The sequence below is a fragment of the Dehalobacter sp. DCM genome, assembly GCF_024972775.1.
GTDB lineage: Bacteria > Bacillota > Desulfitobacteriia > Desulfitobacteriales > Syntrophobotulaceae > Dehalobacter.
Map to the genome: position 1 here is coordinate 2,026,321 of NZ_CP092282.1, position 15,971 is coordinate 2,042,291.

General features: G+C 44.4%; 20 protein-coding genes. 18 read left to right on the forward strand and 2 right to left on the reverse strand.

All coding sequences use genetic code 11. The annotated features are described in order from the left end of the window. Positions 1 to 120 precede the first annotated feature (120 nt). From LPY66_RS09450 to LPY66_RS09470, 6 genes are all read left to right on the forward strand, one after another. Positions 121 to 663 carry a DUF3795 domain-containing protein gene (locus LPY66_RS09450; protein WP_337988056.1) on the forward strand — a complete coding sequence of 181 codons (543 nt, stop codon included), beginning with the start codon at positions 121 to 123 and terminating at the stop codon, positions 661 to 663. Between the two features lie 13 nt (positions 664 to 676). Beyond that, complete coding sequence (locus LPY66_RS21000) at positions 677 to 721, forward strand: hypothetical protein (protein WP_443112483.1); 45 nt, start codon at positions 677 to 679, stop codon at positions 719 to 721. A gap of 224 nt (positions 722 to 945) precedes the next feature. Then, positions 946 to 1,464, forward strand: a complete 519-nt coding sequence (locus LPY66_RS09455) for a methyltransferase family protein (RefSeq protein WP_337988057.1) — start codon at positions 946 to 948, stop codon at positions 1,462 to 1,464. 67 nt (positions 1,465 to 1,531) lie between these two features. Further along, positions 1,532 to 2,374 (forward strand): VanW family protein, encoded by an 843-nt coding sequence (locus tag LPY66_RS09460; RefSeq protein WP_337988058.1) that lies wholly within the window; start codon positions 1,532 to 1,534, stop codon positions 2,372 to 2,374. 184 nt (positions 2,375 to 2,558) lie between these two features. Next, positions 2,559 to 2,975, forward strand: coding sequence for a YjdF family protein (locus tag LPY66_RS09465; RefSeq protein ID WP_337987823.1), 417 nt, complete (start codon positions 2,559 to 2,561; stop codon positions 2,973 to 2,975). 235 nt (positions 2,976 to 3,210) lie between these two features. Beyond that, a complete protein-coding gene (locus LPY66_RS09470; protein ID WP_337987824.1) occupies positions 3,211 to 3,630 on the forward strand; it encodes an ester cyclase in 420 nt (139 codons plus the stop codon). A 4-nt stretch (positions 3,631 to 3,634) separates the two neighbouring features. On the opposite strand, the gene LPY66_RS09475 is transcribed toward LPY66_RS09470, so the two are convergent. Beyond that, positions 3,635 to 3,748 (reverse strand): molybdopterin-dependent oxidoreductase, encoded by a 114-nt coding sequence (locus tag LPY66_RS09475; RefSeq protein WP_337987825.1) that lies wholly within the window; start codon positions 3,746 to 3,748, stop codon positions 3,635 to 3,637. Between the two features lie 604 nt (positions 3,749 to 4,352). Here LPY66_RS09475 and LPY66_RS09480 point away from each other — a divergent pair. Further along, on the forward strand, positions 4,353 to 5,303 hold the full coding sequence (locus LPY66_RS09480) for a magnesium transporter CorA family protein (protein ID WP_337987826.1): 951 nt from the start codon (positions 4,353 to 4,355) through the stop codon (positions 5,301 to 5,303). 180 nt (positions 5,304 to 5,483) lie between these two features. Here LPY66_RS09480 and LPY66_RS09485 read toward each other — a convergent pair whose 3' ends face one another. Beyond that, on the reverse strand, positions 5,484 to 6,008 hold the full coding sequence (locus LPY66_RS09485) for a ferredoxin domain-containing protein (protein WP_337987827.1): 525 nt from the start codon (positions 6,006 to 6,008) through the stop codon (positions 5,484 to 5,486). A gap of 116 nt (positions 6,009 to 6,124) precedes the next feature. Between LPY66_RS09485 and xseA the strand changes: the two genes are divergently transcribed. From xseA to recN, 11 genes are read left to right on the forward strand one after another with little or no spacing between them, the layout of a single operon-like run. After that, positions 6,125 to 7,381: an exodeoxyribonuclease VII large subunit gene (gene xseA, locus LPY66_RS09490; RefSeq protein WP_337987828.1), complete on the forward strand. Its 1,257-nt coding sequence runs from the start codon at positions 6,125 to 6,127 to the stop codon at positions 7,379 to 7,381. Beyond that, the gene (gene xseB / locus LPY66_RS09495; RefSeq protein ID WP_337987829.1) at positions 7,368 to 7,607 is read left to right on the forward strand and encodes an exodeoxyribonuclease VII small subunit; all 240 of its coding nucleotides are present in this window, start codon (positions 7,368 to 7,370) and stop codon (positions 7,605 to 7,607) included. Before xseA ends, xseB begins: the two co-directional genes overlap by 14 nt. Before the next feature lie 15 nt (positions 7,608 to 7,622). Further along, on the forward strand, positions 7,623 to 8,489 hold the full coding sequence (locus LPY66_RS09500; protein ID WP_337987830.1) for a polyprenyl synthetase family protein: 867 nt from the start codon (positions 7,623 to 7,625) through the stop codon (positions 8,487 to 8,489). Between the two features lie 35 nt (positions 8,490 to 8,524). Beyond that, positions 8,525 to 8,983 carry a divergent PAP2 family protein gene (locus LPY66_RS09505; RefSeq protein WP_337987831.1) on the forward strand — a complete coding sequence of 153 codons (459 nt, stop codon included), beginning with the start codon at positions 8,525 to 8,527 and terminating at the stop codon, positions 8,981 to 8,983. Positions 8,984 to 8,992: 9 nt separating this feature from the next. Then, on the forward strand, positions 8,993 to 9,634 hold the full coding sequence (locus LPY66_RS09510) for a hypothetical protein (protein ID WP_337987832.1): 642 nt from the start codon (positions 8,993 to 8,995) through the stop codon (positions 9,632 to 9,634). A gap of 1 nt (position 9,635) precedes the next feature. Continuing rightward, positions 9,636 to 11,522, forward strand: a complete 1,887-nt coding sequence (gene dxs, locus LPY66_RS09515; protein ID WP_337987833.1) for a 1-deoxy-D-xylulose-5-phosphate synthase — start codon at positions 9,636 to 9,638, stop codon at positions 11,520 to 11,522. Positions 11,523 to 11,570: 48 nt separating this feature from the next. Next, the gene (locus LPY66_RS09520) at positions 11,571 to 12,440 is read left to right on the forward strand and encodes a TlyA family RNA methyltransferase (RefSeq protein ID WP_337987834.1); all 870 of its coding nucleotides are present in this window, start codon (positions 11,571 to 11,573) and stop codon (positions 12,438 to 12,440) included. 4 nt (positions 12,441 to 12,444) lie between these two features. Further along, a complete protein-coding gene (locus tag LPY66_RS09525) occupies positions 12,445 to 13,260 on the forward strand; it encodes an NAD(+)/NADH kinase (protein WP_337987835.1) in 816 nt (271 codons plus the stop codon). Further along, on the forward strand, positions 13,223 to 13,828 hold the full coding sequence (locus LPY66_RS09530) for a class I SAM-dependent methyltransferase (protein ID WP_337987836.1): 606 nt from the start codon (positions 13,223 to 13,225) through the stop codon (positions 13,826 to 13,828). Before LPY66_RS09525 ends, LPY66_RS09530 begins: the two co-directional genes overlap by 38 nt. 6 nt (positions 13,829 to 13,834) lie before the next feature. Next, positions 13,835 to 14,284: an arginine repressor gene (gene argR, locus LPY66_RS09535; protein ID WP_337987837.1), complete on the forward strand. Its 450-nt coding sequence runs from the start codon at positions 13,835 to 13,837 to the stop codon at positions 14,282 to 14,284. Positions 14,285 to 14,296: 12 nt separating this feature from the next. After that, positions 14,297 to 15,967 carry a DNA repair protein RecN gene (recN, locus tag LPY66_RS09540; RefSeq protein ID WP_337987838.1) on the forward strand — a complete coding sequence of 557 codons (1,671 nt, stop codon included), beginning with the start codon at positions 14,297 to 14,299 and terminating at the stop codon, positions 15,965 to 15,967. The last annotated feature ends 4 nt before the right edge of the window (positions 15,968 to 15,971 follow it).

Sequence of the window (15,971 nt, forward strand, 5' to 3'; positions counted from 1 at the left end):
TGCTAGATATTGATCAGTATATCTCCCGGAATCGGTAATTGGCTGGTACGCGTATTAATGTTGCAGTGAACAGACAGGTAACTAAGGAGTTATAATCATATGGACATAAAGTACCCAGAGATGGGGATATGTGGTCTTTCCTGTCAATTGTGTCCAATGTATCAGACAAATGCAGATAGTCGATGTGAAGGGTGTAAGAGCATATCCCGCATAACTCTCGGATGTCCGTTTATTACGTGTGCTGTTATGAAAAAAGAAGTTGAATTTTGTTGGGAATGCAAGGAAAGCCCTCATTGTGAAAAGTGGCGGAAACATCGGGAAGCGGGAGTAGAATATGACTCATTCAAGTGTTATCAAAAGCTTGAGGATGATATTATTTTTATCCAGAAAAACGGATTTGAAGAGCATAAACGATTGCAAAATATACGCGAAGATATGCTGAAGGACATGTTAGATAATTTTAATGAAGGGCGTTCAAAAAGCTACTATTGTGTTGCAGCAACGGTGATGCATATTGAAGAGATACAAGAAGCATTAATACAAGCAAAAGAAGCTTCAAAAGGTTTCGATATGAAAAGCAAATCGAAAGTTCTGCACGCGATACTCGATGAGATGGCACAGAAGAAAGGATATCATTTAAAATTACGAAAAAAAAATGGGTGACGATATATGTCTGATGAAAATCATACCTCGCGATGCTATTTGGAAATATGAGAGTTAGCTTGCATCATTTAAAATCTGTTTTATCTCCTCATATGTATTTAAGCGGCCTTACTTCAGGTCGCTTTTTTTATCGACGTTATTTCGATAGTTTAGACGTAAGCTTTTTGAAAGGGATTATCCAGTTTATGGAGAATAATGTACTCGTGTAAGCCGTGTCATCCTTAGTACCGGCTGAAAAGGACTTAAGATTATCCAAGATCTAGAAAGCGGGATAATATGAATATGAATGCCTTTTTGTTGGTAATACCGATCATTCTGCTTCGGTATGGGCTGTTATATGTTATCAATAAAGAAGCACTTCAACGCGCAAGTTTCTTTGCACCATTGATCGGAAGGGAAAAAATAGCTTTTTGGATTTATCAAATTTCAACTGCTTTTATCTTGCTATATTTATTCGTTCTCCAGATAAAAACGGATTCTGTGGGCTTTTATATCGGACTGATCATCTCTGGTGGGGGACTTATTTTATATGCTGGAGCTCTAATCAATTATGCGAAACCTAAAATGAACGGAATAAATATAAATGGTTTATATCACCTATCGCGCAACCCGATGTACGTCGCCTACTTTATCTATTTCTTAGGGTGTGTATTTTTAACACGTTCCTGGATATTCTTGGCGTTATTAATAATTTTTCAAATATCAGTACATTTTATTATTTGGTCAGAGGAAAGATGGTGCATGAAAGAATTCGGAGAAGAGTATATAAACTATATGAATAGAGTAAGACGTTATCTATAATCGTTGCGATATTCCATTGACAAGGAAAATGGTAATTGAAGGGGAATACAGAAGGAAGTGAAACGAGCTGGCTATTACGTCGATATATCTGAGAAATAAGTCGATTAATCGTTCAAAGGTTCGACTGTTTCTAGGTAAGCTTTACTTTACAGTGCGTCGATACCTGGGATGGTTTTTTGTCAAGTCAACGCGGTATGCTGTGACTTTACAAACGGATAAACTTCCGTTTAATGTGGCATATCACAGCACCCCATTGTATCGGCACCTCCGAAATGTTGATATGTGGCTGCAGCAAAACAAAATAACCAACTTGAAGTTGGCAACAACAAAGATTAATGGTTTGATTCTTAAACCGGGAGAGACATTTTCCATTTGGCGGTTAGTCGGTAAGCCAACCAAGACAAAAGGTTTTACTGAAGGAATGGTCCTGAAAAACGGTACGTTTGTTCCCGGAATAGGCGGAGGCCTGTGCCAGCTTTCAAATCTTATTTATTGGATGACCTTGCATACGCCATTGCAAGTTACGGAACGATGGCGCCACACACACGACGTATTTCCGGATGCTAACCGAGTCCAGCCATTTGGAAGCGGAGCCACAATTGTTTACAATTATATCGATCTTCAAATAAAGAATGATACCCAACACACATTTCAGCTTCTGTTACACCTAGGGGAATCGGATTTAGCAGGCGCATGGCAATGTGAACACGAATTGACCCCAAAATACGAGGTTTACGAAAGTGAGCATGTGATTACTCAGGAATGGTGGGGAGGTTACATGCGTCATAATGTGATCAAGCGTAAGGTGTTTGATCTAGAAGACAATCTAATTAGTGATGACTTTATTACAGAAAATCATGCCATTATGATGTACGAACCCATGTTGGCAGAGGCGATAGAGAGTGTATAAGGGATTAATCATTAAAAAAATTCTATGTAATTACTGGGTAATTTTACTATAATATAAAGTGGAGATAAAAACACAGTTTCGGTTGGTAGTCCGAACCTATCTATTGAATAGATAGCAGTAACCTGTCCCTCCTGGGGTTGTCCGTTCTCTAATCTCAGTTTTGTAAAAACAGGAGGCGATACCCGTGTGTTTAAGTGTGAAACTAACTGTATTCTTTGAAGAACCATTTTGGGTTGGCGTGTTTGAAAAAAATGAAATGGATTACCTTTTCGTATGCCGAGTAGTTTTTGGTGCAGAACCAAAGGATTATGAGATCTATGACTTAGTATTAAAGGATTACTGCAATTTAAAGTTCAGTAGTTCTTTTGCCGCGAATAACGGTAGAGAAAGAAGATCAAACCCCAAAAGACTTCAAAGAGAAGTAAAGAAAGAGGTTAAAAGTATTGGAATTGGAACTAAAGCACAACTTGCAATGAAATTGCAGCAGGAAATGAACAAAGTAGAAAGAAGAAGCAAATCACGAGAAGAAAAAGACCACCAAAAAGAAGAACAATTCGCATTACGACAGCAGAAGAAGAAAGAAAAGCACAAAGGGCACTAACACGTAGTGGTACATTCTTTTTCATGCCTAAATTACTAGTCCTATGACCGGATAACAATCATAAATAATCAGAGCAAAAAACATGGTGAAAATTATCCAGGTATGTTGAACATGATTGTCATGTACTTTTTAGTAATATTTAAATGTATCTACAAATTCATTGATGAATTTCAACCTAAACGGAGATAAGCAGATATATCTGAGAAATAGTTCACTGGGATTAAGGAGGATATACATGCCCAAGAGGAAAGAAAAAATAATCAAACTAGCCAATGACGGACTCATGACGAATGGCAATTTAAGCCTCATCGATGAAATCTTTACAACCGATTATATTGCCCATGCAGGAGGTAAGGATCATAAAGGGCATACGTTTATCAAACGATATGTTAATCAGTTGCGCTCAGCCATTCCAGATATTAAAGTAGTCAACGTTGAGTTCTGGATCCAAGAAAACAATACGATTGCTTGGCAGCGGACACTCAGCGGTACTCATCACGCAGACATGTTCGGTATTCCTCCTACAAAAAAGAAAATTACTTGGAGGGATATGGTCATCAGCAGATTCGAAGGAGAAAGAATTGCTGAGGAGTGGACAGTGTCCGAACTGGCCGGCGAGTTACTTTCGAAAAGGCCAACTCGAAATGAAGAGTGAATAATCATGATTCACGGCCATTAATTTCGGTGTCCAGCTTTTTGACTTCTGTTTCGACGATATCAAATGCTTCATCCCAGGAAATTGGTTCCCACTTATTTTCACCCGTGTTGACCAATGCGTTTCATGGCATATTTCAACCTCAGCGGATTATTGACCATTTCGTCTATAGCACCGCATGCATAATTTGCCGTTGGCATATGGATCTTTGCATAAAATATTCCATTTAAATAGGATACTGAAGTGATAAACTTATCGGCGTTATGCATTTGGCTGTAATTTAATTAGAAAAATGCTTCCACAATATTGAGAATTTGTTTCGCATATTGAAGATTTTATCAATGATTCAGATTGGAACTTGAGAATAAAAACGGATAAGACACTGATTATGCATAACAAGATAGAAAAAATCTAGCCTGAAATATATCGTTTGACTTATCCTTCATTAAAGAGTATATTTTTTATAGGCTTTGAGTAGGCTTTTTTTAGCTGATCTTAGCTCGGTGGTTATCCGATGTAAGATGGTTTGTGTATTTAAGAAAGAAGGTGAGAAAACTGGACGGTGACGGATCCTATGGAGGGATAGAGCTCCATAAAAGTATAAAGCGGGAAGAAGTCTTGGTTTTCTCATGGCATTCAAGATCGATTATTCATGCTATTCAAACGAATAGCTTTAAGTAGTAGATTCTGGACTTTCTTCCTGCGGAAAATGGGGGGAAGCTGTGCTCAGAATCTACAAAAACGATGGAATCAACTTTCAGGAACTCACAGTTGACAATACGACGCGCAATGTATGGGTCAACCTGGTCAATCCCACAGCGGATGAACTGCAGCTCGTAGCTGAAAAAACAAATTCTCCGATTGATTTTCTAAAAGCGGCACTTGACGAAGAAGAACGTCCGCGTATCGAGGTCGAGGATGAATCTGCCCTTATTCTTATTAATATACCGGTAATGTTAAGTGAATCCAGCTATGATACGCTGCCTTTAGGCATCATTCTTTCCAAGGACAGCATTGTTACAGTATGTCTGGAAAACAACCCGGTCATACTTGAGTTTAACGAATATAACCGAAGAACATTTAATACTGCCAAACGGACGCGGTTTTTGTTCCAGATGTTGTATAAATCAGCAACTTATTATCTGAGATATATCCGGCAAATCAGCCGTTTAAGCGAACAGATCGAAATTGATTTGCGGAAAACGATGAAGAATAAAGAGTTATTTCAATTGATGGATCTCCAACAGGGCTTAACTTACTTTACATCGTCATTACGTTCCAATGGGATTGTCATGGACAGGCTACTGCGTATCCGATCCAATAATCAATGCCAGCATCTAATCCAGATCTACGAAGAGGACGAGGATCTGTTAGAAGATGTCATAATCGAAAATAACCAGGCTGTTCAGATGGTTGAAATGTACAGCAGGATCTTATCCGGTATGGCTGATACATCCGCTTCGATTATTTCCAACAATTTAAATATGGTCATGAAGTTTTTGACTTCGATGACGATTATTTTGGCCATCCCGACGATGATTGCCAGCTTTTGGGGAATGAATGTCCATGTTCCTTTCAAAGATGAACGTTTAGGTTTTTTGATTGTTGCAGGGATCATTATTGTCATCACCGGCGCAACCACGTATGTGCTGATGCGCAAGAAAATTCTATAGATGCAGGAAGCAAGAGGCAGGGGGACAGAGGGACGCAGGGGGACAGAGGGACGTAGACCTTTGTCTCCTTTTTACATACAAAAAGGAGACAAAGGTCTACGTCCCTCTGTCCCCCCCCGAGCTTGCCCCTGCGCTTGCCCCAGTCTGGCCTCTGCTTGGCCCTCTCCTGGTTCTCAGTTACTAAAATGTGCGGTCGAAATAGATGTTTTTAGCTGCGGCATTGATGGGGATACCAACAACTACGGCACCTTGCATCAACCCGATTTTTTTCACGACGACACCGACGGAATACAGGACGCGGTTATCGGCGTTGAGCATACCGGCTGTCTTCGCAGCGGAACCAATAGCGATCCCCAGATCGATGGCCCGCCAGGCACAAAGAGGTCCCGGAAACTCCGGTCCCTCATTGGATACGGTAAGCATGGTACATTCGGGCTGTCCGCAGGCACCGCAGTTTAACCCGGCCGGTTTGTTGTCTTTAACAGATAATAAAAGCAGAGCCTGCGAGTTGCGTATATTTTCACTGTCCCTGAGGAAAAACTTCTTCCGCGGCTCCTCACTGTAAAGCGCCATGGCATCGGCTAACTCTGCCAGTATCTTCGGGTCGGTTATCACTTTGGCTTCGATGCAGTCCTGGCCTTTCGCTTTCGGTGCCGTCACAGCCGATAATGCCATTAATTCAGCGACGGTTTTCATTATATCCATAGCGTCATTCTCCTTTGATACTTATGTAAATTGTGTTTTGGGTATCCTAAAAGTATACTATAATAAGAACAATAGCGAACGCAAGGGTATATTGCCAAATTACGAGGTGAATAGAGTTGCCTGAAAAAGTATTGACCGTATCAGAAATCAACCGAGAGATCAACGACGCACTGAGAAAACACGCTTATTTGTGGAATTGTTGGGTCACAGGCGAGATTTCTAATTTTAAGGACCATATCCCATCCGGGCACTGGTACTTTACCTTAAAGGATAAAGAAGCCGGCATAAAAACGGTGATGTTTAAGGCCCGTAATATGCAGTCTGGTTTTAAACCGGAAAACGGGATGAAAGTGCTGATTAGGGGAAGCATCCGGCTTTATGAAAAAGACGGTAATGTTCAGCTGTATGCCGAGGAAATCTATCCGAGCGGTTTGGGCGCATTATATATTGCTTTCGAACAGCTAAAAAGCCGATTAGCGGCAGAGGGGTTATTTGCGCCGGAGAAGAAGAGACCGATACCACGCTACCCCTCACGCGTAGCCATCGTCACCAGCCCGACCGGCGCTGCGATCAAGGATATTTTGAATATTGCCCGCAGAAGAAATCCGTTGGTTTCGCTGATCATCATTCCTTCTGCCGTCCAGGGGGAGTCAGCACCTGGCGAGATCGCCCGCGCCATTGAGCGCGCTAATCACTACGGAAACATCGATCTGCTTATTGTGGGCAGAGGCGGCGGATCTTTGGAAGAATTGTGGGCTTTTAATACAGAAAAAGTCGCGAGGGCCATTGCCGCCTCCGCCATACCCGTTGTTTCTGCAGTTGGCCATGAAGTAGATTATACCATTGCGGATTTTGCCGCGGATTTGCGTGCGCCAACGCCTTCCGCTGCAGCTGAGTTAGTAATACCGGTACTTACTGAATTAAAAGAGGGTATTCATTACTACGAGGAAAAGTTATATCATCGTATGCAAGCCTTACTGGTCAATAAAAGACACCAGGTGGACGAGATCATGACGCATTCAGCTTTAGCCCGACCGGGCTGGAAATTGGAACAGTCCCGGCAGGAACTCGATTACCTGGCCACCCGGCTCCAAGAAGGCATGACTGGATTTATGACAGAAAAAAATGGTATACTTAAACTATTGAGCGCGAAAATTGATCTTTTAAGTCCTTTGCATACCCTTAGCAGGGGCTATTCACTGGCCTATGATTCCGAGACAAAACTGCTTAAATCCGTCCAGCAGGCAGCTGTTGGCGATTTTATCAACCTGCGGCTCAGCGATGGGGATATCGGTTGCAGCGTGATGCACGTTCATCCGGAGAGACCATCAAGTGACTACCCATTAGAGGAGAAGTACAATGAAAAAAAGTGAGGCCAAACAAAACACGATAAAATTTGAAGCGGGTATCGAACGTCTGGAACAGATCGTCAGCGCGCTGGATCGCAACAATGTCGAGCTCGATCAAGCCTTGGCACTGTTTGCTGAGGGAATCCAACTGATCAAGCAATGCAATGCTCTTTTGGATTCTGCCGAAGCGAAAGTCAAAGTGTTGGTGGAAGATAGCAGCGGCGAATTGATTGTTACTGAAAATACCTAGGAGAAGCAACAGAATATGTTTCAAAAACAATACAATGATTACTTAGATAAAATTGAAGGGTATTTGGATGCGCTTCCTCTCGATAGCTCTCTCTTGGCCAAAAGTATGAAATATTCGGTGGTCGGCGGCGGCAAGCGGATACGTCCTGTGCTTGCCTTAGCCTGTGCTGACCTTGTCGGCGGCTGTTCTGAAAAAATTGTTGGAGAAGCTTCCGCTCTGGAATTGATCCATACGTATTCGCTAATTCACGATGATTTACCGTCGATGGACAATGACGACTATCGGAGAGGTAAACTTTCCAATCATAAAATGTTCGGTGAGGCCGCTGCCATATTGGCTGGCGATGCGTTGCTGACCTATGCTTTTGAATTAATAGCCAAGCCGGTAAAAGGAGATGAAGGCAAAAAGCTGAGGGTCGTATTGGAAACCGCGCAGGCGGCAGGCTGGCAGGGAATGGTCGCAGGACAAAGTCTGGACACCCTGGGGAGTTTAGACAACACGACGCTTTCCGATATTGAACATGTTCATAACCTGAAGACAGGAGCACTGCTCAAAGCATCCGCTCGCCTTGGTGCAATTCTAGGCGGAGGATCGGAACAAGAGATCTCGGTCTTATCGTCGTATGCGCTTGAGCTGGGATTAGCATTTCAAATTAAAGACGATATTTTGGACGTTGTCGGGGAAAGTGCCGATTTAGGGAAGTCGGCAGGTAAGGATGAAAAGTCAGGGAAGCCGACGTACACGACGTTATTGGGTTTAGATGGAGCGCGTGTTAAGCTGGAGGAGTCCATTGCCAAGGCGAAAGACCATTTGCAGTACTTTGGAGCAAAGGCCGATTTTTTACGATCATTGGCTGATTATACCGCCCAGAGAAAGAACTGAAGGATTAGGTAGCATATTAAAGAGGATGAAGAATAATGAGCGTATTATCTGCACTGTGGAGCAACCAAATTTTATGGACGTCCCTCTTAGCTTGGATTTTAGCCCAAATTGCTAAGATCGTCATCAACTTCTTTTTAGAAAAGAAGTGGGATTTTGATTTGCTGACGAGCTCCGGTGGTTTTCCCAGTTCCCACACAGCAATTGTCTGTGCACTGGCTATAGGCATAGGCCAAGCTGAAGGGTGGAATTCGTCGTTATTTGCTATCGCTGTCGCCCTGGCCGTCATTGTTATGTACGATGCCGCCGGTGTAAGACGCGCTACGGGGAACCATGCCAGGATCATCAATCACCTTGTGGAATGGATGCGGCAGCACCCGACTGACTTTTTGGGTTATAATATTCAGGAAGAAAGATTTAAGGAACTCATTGGACATACTCCCTTTGAAGTCTTTGGCGGTGCGATCCTGGGATGTGCTATCGGACTTATCTTCTAGAAGAATCATATGATGTTGCAGGTAGCTGATCAGAATCAAACGCGTTTAGGCAAAAGAAAGCAGGAAATAGCCTTGGCTCGGAAGAAACAAAGTATCAAATATATTATCGCCGTATTCTTTGCAACATTTGCAATCGCTTTACTCCTGGGGAGTGGAGCAGAAGCCTTCCTCCGGTTTTTCCCAGTGAGCCTGACCTGGATACTTTTACTATGTGTCATCGCCGTTGGTATCTTATTTGATATTATCGGTATTGCCGTAGCGGCCGGCGATGAAGCACCGCACCATGCGCGGGCTGCGAAAAAAGTATTCGGTGCAAAACAGTCCATTTATTTGATCAAGCATGCCGACAAAGTAGCTAATTTCGCCAATGATATTGTTGGCGATATTACCGGGACACTCAGCGGCGCGATGGGAGCCACCATCATTCTGAGTTTGGCAGTCAAATTTCCCGTTTTAAGTACATGGAAGATTTATTTGAATGTCCTGCTTCTGGCATTGATTGCCTCGCTTACAGTCGCAGGCAAAGCCTGGGGGAAAGCGATAGCAATCAATGAAGCAAACCGGATCATCGCGATTACGGGCAGGATCATTGCCAGCTTGGAAAAGCTGACCGGATTATATTTCACTAAAAGCAAACGGGGAGGAAAGTAATTTGCGGCTTTTAGACATAGTAGAGTCTCCCACAGACCTGAAGAAAATGAATATAAGTGACCTGACAATACTTGCAGAAGATATCCGTCAGGAAATGATAGATATAGTTTCCGTCAATGGTGGTCATCTGGCGTCCAACCTCGGTGTTGTCGAACTCACTTTGGCTTTGCATCGCGTATTTGACTGCCCAGCCGATAAAATTATCTGGGATGTCGGGCATCAATCCTACGTCCATAAATTGTTGACCGGCAGAAAAGAAGAGTTCAAAACCATACGCCAGTTTCATGGTTTAGCCGGTTTCCCCAAAAGGAGCGAAAGTGAGTGCGATTGTTTTGATACCGGGCATGCCAGTACGTCGATCTCAGCAGCTTTGGGCTTTGCCAAAGCCAGGGATATTAAGAAGGAAAACTATCATGTCATCGCGGTAATCGGCGATGGTGCAATGAGCGGCGGAATGGCTTATGAAGCACTCAATCAGGCCGGTAACAGCGACAGCAACCTGATTATCGTTCTCAACGATAATGAAATGTTTATCTCAGAGAATGTGGGCGCGATGTCTTCCTATTTGAATAAAATACGGACAGCACCAACGTATGATAAAAAGAAAAAAGATCTCCAGAACTTCTTGAAAAATATTCCGGGAATAGGTGATTCTGTAGCAAAAGCGGCAGGAAAGGCGAAAGATGGATTGAAATACTTCCTCGTTCCCGGTATGGTTTTTGAAGAGCTGGGACTGACTTACTTAGGTCCAATCAACGGACATGACATTTCTGCGTTGGAAATGGTATTTAACCAGGCCAAACAAAAGAAAGGGCCGGTAATCATTCATGTGAAAACCTGTAAAGGTCAGGGTTATGAACCGGCAAAACAATATCCGGATATTTTCCACGGTGTTGGGCCCTTTGCCAAAGAAACGGGGGAAGTGCTCAAAAAGGAGGCGCCGCCGACCTATACAAAGATTTTCGGTGAAACGATCTGTGAATTGGCTCAGACTGATGAACGTATTGTGGCAGTAACGGCAGCAATGGGTTCAGGAACAGGACTGAACGAGTTTGGCAGTCGATTTCCGGAACGATTTTTTGATGTGGGCATTGCCGAACCACATGCCGTGACGTTTGCTGCCGCTTTAGCTTTAGCCGGGCTTAAACCGGTTGTATCGATGTATTCCACATTTTATCAGCGCGCTTATGATCAGGTCCTGCACGATGTGTGCCTGCAGAATGCCAAAGTTGTTTTTGCGGTAGACAGGGCAGGGATCGTCGGTGAGGACGGGCCCACCCATCACGGTATTTTTGATATTTCTTTTTTCAGGGCGATACCCAACTTGACGCTGATGGCGCCTAAAGACGAAAATGAATTGAAACAGATGATTTACACGGCATTCACCTTCGATAACCCGGTTGCCGTTCGTTATCCGCGGTCAGCCGGTGTTGGCGTGGCGATGGATACGACGTATGAAATCCTGCCCAAAGGTAAAGCAGAGCTCTTGCGGGAAGGCAGTGATGTGACGCTCATCGGCTTTGGGCCTGTTGTTAATATCTGTCTCAAAGCAGCAGAAAGTTTGGAGTCACAGGGGATCCAGGCAGGTGTCGTTAATCTGCGTTTTATTAATCCGATTGACAGAGATCTGATTGTTTCGCAGTCTCAGCTCACAGGCAGAATCGTCACAGTGGAAGATCATATTTTGGCCGGCGGCATGGGAAGTGCGGTAATGGAAGTATTGGATTCTGAAGGGATCGAAGGAATTATTGTCGAACGGATTGGGTACGCAAGTTATATCGAGCATGGCGCACTATCCGAACTATATGAAGAATACGGCATAACCGCGGAAGGAATCGAAAACGCAGCTAAGAAAATTCGTGATCGCCACGTCCCGACAAGAAAATGATGATAAAACATACAACGATACATTGAAATTGACAAGGATGAAGACACTGTGGCCAAAAATAAGATACGGCTGGATCTGCTGCTGGTTGAAAAAGGGCTGGTTGAAAGCAGAGAAAAAGCAAAATCACTGATTATGGCAGGAAAGGTCTATAAGGAAAACATTTGCCTGGATAAACCGGGGACGATGGTGCAGTCGGATACGGACCTCATTCTCAAGGGAGAGGTTCACCCCTTTGTATCCCGCGGCGGCTTAAAATTGGCCAAAGCGATCACGGTATTCGATTTAGACTTAAAGGATAAAGTCATTGCTGACATTGGGGCTTCAACCGGAGGATTTACGGATTGTGCACTGCAGAACGGCGCCGCCAAGGTGTATGCCATTGATGTCGGATACGGCCAGCTAGCCTGGAAGCTGCGGCAAGATAATCGCGTTGTTTGTCTGGAAAGAACCAATGCGCGGTATTTGAGTGAAAATACGCTTGGGGAAAAGGTGGATTGGGTCGTCTGTGATGTTTCTTTTATTTCTTTGACTAAAATTTTTGCGGCAATGACAGTGATCCTGAAGGAACACGGGCAGGCCTTGGTTCTGATAAAACCTCAGTTTGAAGCCGGACCGGAGAATGTTGGGAAGAACGGTGTGGTAAGAGATCCCAAAATACACCGGGACGTGCTGGAAAAGGTTCTGTCAGAGGCTGAACATCAAGGTTTTCAAGTCATCGGGCTTGATTTTTCTCCCATCCGCGGTCCGGAGGGCAACATTGAATTTTTAGCCTGGCTTAGAAAAAATAGTGACGGGAATTCCACTCAGGGCAGAGAAGATCAGAACACAGGGTTAGACGACATGAGTGAAAAGAATGAACGCGATTGGCCATCACAGCTCAGTGAATTGGTCGAGCGGGCTCAGATGAGAACGGAGTGAGAGTATGGCGAATCGAGTTGGAATATGGGCAAATCAATCCAGGATCAATACCAACAGCCTGATCCCTCAGCTTATTAATTGGTTCACAGGCCAAGGATGGGAAACGGTACCGCAATGGGACGAAAAACTGGATGAAAATGTCGACTTTATATTATCTCTTGGCGGCGACGGTACTGTACTCGGAGCGGCTCGGGAGGCTTCCCGTTTTCATATTCCGGTGTTAGGCGTCAATTTCGGGAAGCTCGGATTCCTTTGCGAAATTGAACGCGGAGAAATATATACCGCCTTAAAAAAGGTTCTGCGGCAGGAATACGCCATCGAAGAGCGGCTGATGTTAAATGTCTCGTACATTAAAGACGGTGAAAAATTTCAGGAAATCACCTTGAATGATGTTGTCTTTATTCGGGATAACGAGGATGCGCTTGTTACCCTTCAAGTAAAACTATCCGGAGAACCGATTGCCAGCCCGCCTTCAGACGGACTAATTATTGCGACACCAACGGGCTCTACTGCCTACTCGTTATCTGCCGGAGGACCAGTGGTCAGTCCGGATGTGCAGGCTGTACTGATAACACCATTAGCTGCGCATGCCCTGTCATCGCGGCCGATGGTTGTATCCTATAAAGAAAAAATCGATGTTATCTTGACCAAAGGCAATCATGCCAGGGTGACTTCGGATGGGAAATTCATCGTTCTTATGAACCAGGGCGATCACATCCAAATCGAGACGGCACCCATCAGAGCACGGTTTATTCGATTAGGGGAAAGGAGCTTCCCTAAAGTTGTCCGGGAAAAGCTCAGGGACCGTTGGCATGAATGACAAGGGAATTGAAAATACACAGACACTATTAAAATCGTACTTACAAAATAGAATCAAAGCAGGGGATATTGTCGTTGATGCGACAGCCGGTCGGGGGAAGGATACATTATTCCTGGCCGAGTGCGTCGGACCGCTGGGAAAGGTATATGCTTTTGATATTCAGGAAGACGCGATTGCTTCTACCCGGGAACTCTTAACGGAATACCAGCTGATGGACAGAGTAGCCTTATTCTTAGAAAGTCATTCTGAGATAGACAAAATCGTTCCTACAGGGATAAAAGCGGTCATCTTTAATCTGGGCTATTTACCTGGCAGCAATCAGCAGGTTACGACACATCCGGAGACTACCATTCAAGCAATTGAGGCCGGGGTAAGATTGTTAACTGAAAAAGGACTGATTGTTCTTACGGTATACCGCGGGCATGATCAGGGTGCAGCGGAATCAGCCAGTTTGAATACGTATTTGGCCGGACTTCCCAAGAAGGATTTCAGCGTTCTGCAGGGAATTTATCTTAACCAAGGCGACGCATCGCCTTACTGGCTGATCATTCAGAAAAACAGGGGGTAGTGGATAGTGAAAACGCGCCGCCAGAAAAAAATTCAGGAACTCATCACGAGTGAAGTGATCAAAACCCAGGAAGAGCTGGCCCAGCGTCTGCTGGAAGAAGGATATAATGTCACGCAAGCCACCGTATCCAGGGATATTAAAGAAATGGGTCTGTTTAAGATAGCCGCTTCCGGTGACGAGTATCGCTATGCCATACGGACCGAAACACAGCCGGTCGGGTTCAAGGACAGGCTGAATCGGATGTTCAAAGAAGTTGTCGTTTCCTTGGATAGCAGTGAGAATATCATTGTGATAAAAACGATTCCCGGCAATGCGCAGGCGATGGCACTGCTTCTGGACAATATTGGCTGGAAGGAAGTCATCGGGACCGTTGCCGGTGATGATACCATTTTCCTTTTAGTTAAGCCCAAAGAAATGACCCAAACCGTTTACCAGCGGCTGTCGGAATTGATATAGAGGAGGAGCCTTATGCTGGAAGAACTGCACATCAAGGATTTTGCGCTCATGGAAGATGTTCATTTAACATTTAATGATGGCATGACCGTATTTACAGGCGAGACCGGAGCAGGAAAATCGATGTTGGTCGATGCTTTGGGAATCCTGTTAGGGGGCAGGGCCAGCACTGAATTTCTCCGACATGGCAAAGACAAAGCATGTATCGAAGGCATTTTTTCCCAACTGCCCGAAAAATTGGTCACGATCTTAAAGGATGAAGGCTATCCGCTGGAGGACAACTTACTGTTCCTTTATCGCGAAATCAATGAATCAGGCAAGAATATATGCCGTGTTCAGGGCCGAACAGTGCCGTTGTCGCTCTATCGGACGTTCTGCGAGGGTTTGGTGGATATCCACGATCAGATGGAACATCAGTCCCTGCTCTTAGCAGAAACCCAGCGGGAGTTATTAGATAATTTTGGCGGTGAGGAACACGTGAAACTCCTCCATAGGGTCAGATCAGCCGCCAAGACATACCGTGATATTATTGCCAGAGAAAGAGATCTCCTTCATTCCGAACGGGACAGAGAAAAAAGAGAAGAATTATTGCGCTATCAGATCGAAGAGATTGAGCGCGTCTCACCGGTACCTGGAGAAGAGGACGCCTTGGATAAGGAAAAACGTTTTCTCATGAATGCGGAGAAAATTGTTAATCTTGTGAATGAGGCTTATGAGAACCTATACAGCCGATCGCAGGACGCGTCGGAATCCGCTTTTGATCTGATGGGGTCGGCTTCTGATAAAATGAGTGAGTTGGCGGCTCTCGATCCGGAAATCGAACAGCTTCATAAGAATCTGGAAGTTATTTATTACGATTTGGAAGACTATATTTCCAAGCTCAGGGCGTATAAAGATGGCCTGGACTTTGAAGCAGGCCGGCTTGATGAGATCGAGACCCGATTGATCGAGCTGGGGAAGATGAAACGGTATGGCTATACCATCGAAGCAGTTCTGGAGAAAAAAACAGAGATGGAGAAGGAACTTGAAGAAATTGTCCATCTTCAAGACGAGAAAGAAAATATTAAGCGGGAAAAACGCGATGCGTTGACAGAGTATAATAATCTGGCTGAAGAACTCAGTCTCAACAGAGGGATTCTGGCTGATCGCATTGAAAAAGGCCTTGCAGCAGAATTGCAGGATTTGGGATTGAGCGAGGCCAGGATCGAGATTATTTTTACACCGGTAACTGAACCGTCGCAGGAAGGTGCTGAACAGATTGAATTCTATTTTTCCGCCAATGTTGGCGAGCCTCCGAAACCTCTGTCCAAAGTGGCTTCGGGCGGAGAAATGGCCCGCTTGATGCTGGCGTTTAAAAGTCTTTTATCCAAAATTGAAACTGTGGATACCTTCGTCTTTGATGAAGTGGATAGTGGTGTCGGTGGCCGGACAATCACGAAAGTCGCTGAAAAACTCTCTCATATCGCCGATAACAGACAGGTGCTTTGTATTACCCACTCTGCCCCTGTTGCAGCATTTGCTGATAAACACTATGGAATCAGTAAATCGGTAATTGCTGATCGAACGATGACCCAAGTCAGAATGTTGGAAGAAAACGAACGTGTCCAAGAAATGGCGCGGATGCTTGGCGGCGAAAGTATTGCTTATAGCCTGGCGGAAGAATTATGGCATCAAGCAAAAAAATGAGGGT

Excerpts from the sequence above, each read along its gene's own strand:
- xseB (WP_337987829.1), top strand. The coding sequence starts at position 7,368 with ATGAAAAAAAGTGAGGCCAAACAAAACACGATAAAATTTGAAGCGGGT.
- LPY66_RS09450 (WP_337988056.1), top strand. The coding sequence starts at position 121 with ATGGGGATATGTGGTCTTTCCTGTCAATTGTGTCCAATGTATCAGACA.
- LPY66_RS09470 (WP_337987824.1), top strand. The coding sequence starts at position 3,211 with ATGCCCAAGAGGAAAGAAAAAATAATCAAACTAGCCAATGACGGACTC.
- LPY66_RS09505 (WP_337987831.1), top strand. The coding sequence starts at position 8,525 with ATGAGCGTATTATCTGCACTGTGGAGCAACCAAATTTTATGGACGTCC.
- recN (WP_337987838.1), top strand. The coding sequence starts at position 14,297 with ATGCTGGAAGAACTGCACATCAAGGATTTTGCGCTCATGGAAGATGTT.
- LPY66_RS09525 (WP_337987835.1), top strand. The coding sequence starts at position 12,445 with ATGGCGAATCGAGTTGGAATATGGGCAAATCAATCCAGGATCAATACC.
- LPY66_RS09500 (WP_337987830.1), top strand. The coding sequence starts at position 7,623 with ATGTTTCAAAAACAATACAATGATTACTTAGATAAAATTGAAGGGTAT.
- LPY66_RS09485 (WP_337987827.1), bottom strand. The coding sequence starts at position 6,008 with ATGGATATAATGAAAACCGTCGCTGAATTAATGGCATTATCGGCTGTG.
- LPY66_RS09455 (WP_337988057.1), top strand. The coding sequence starts at position 946 with ATGAATGCCTTTTTGTTGGTAATACCGATCATTCTGCTTCGGTATGGG.
- LPY66_RS09510 (WP_337987832.1), top strand. The coding sequence starts at position 8,993 with ATGATGTTGCAGGTAGCTGATCAGAATCAAACGCGTTTAGGCAAAAGA.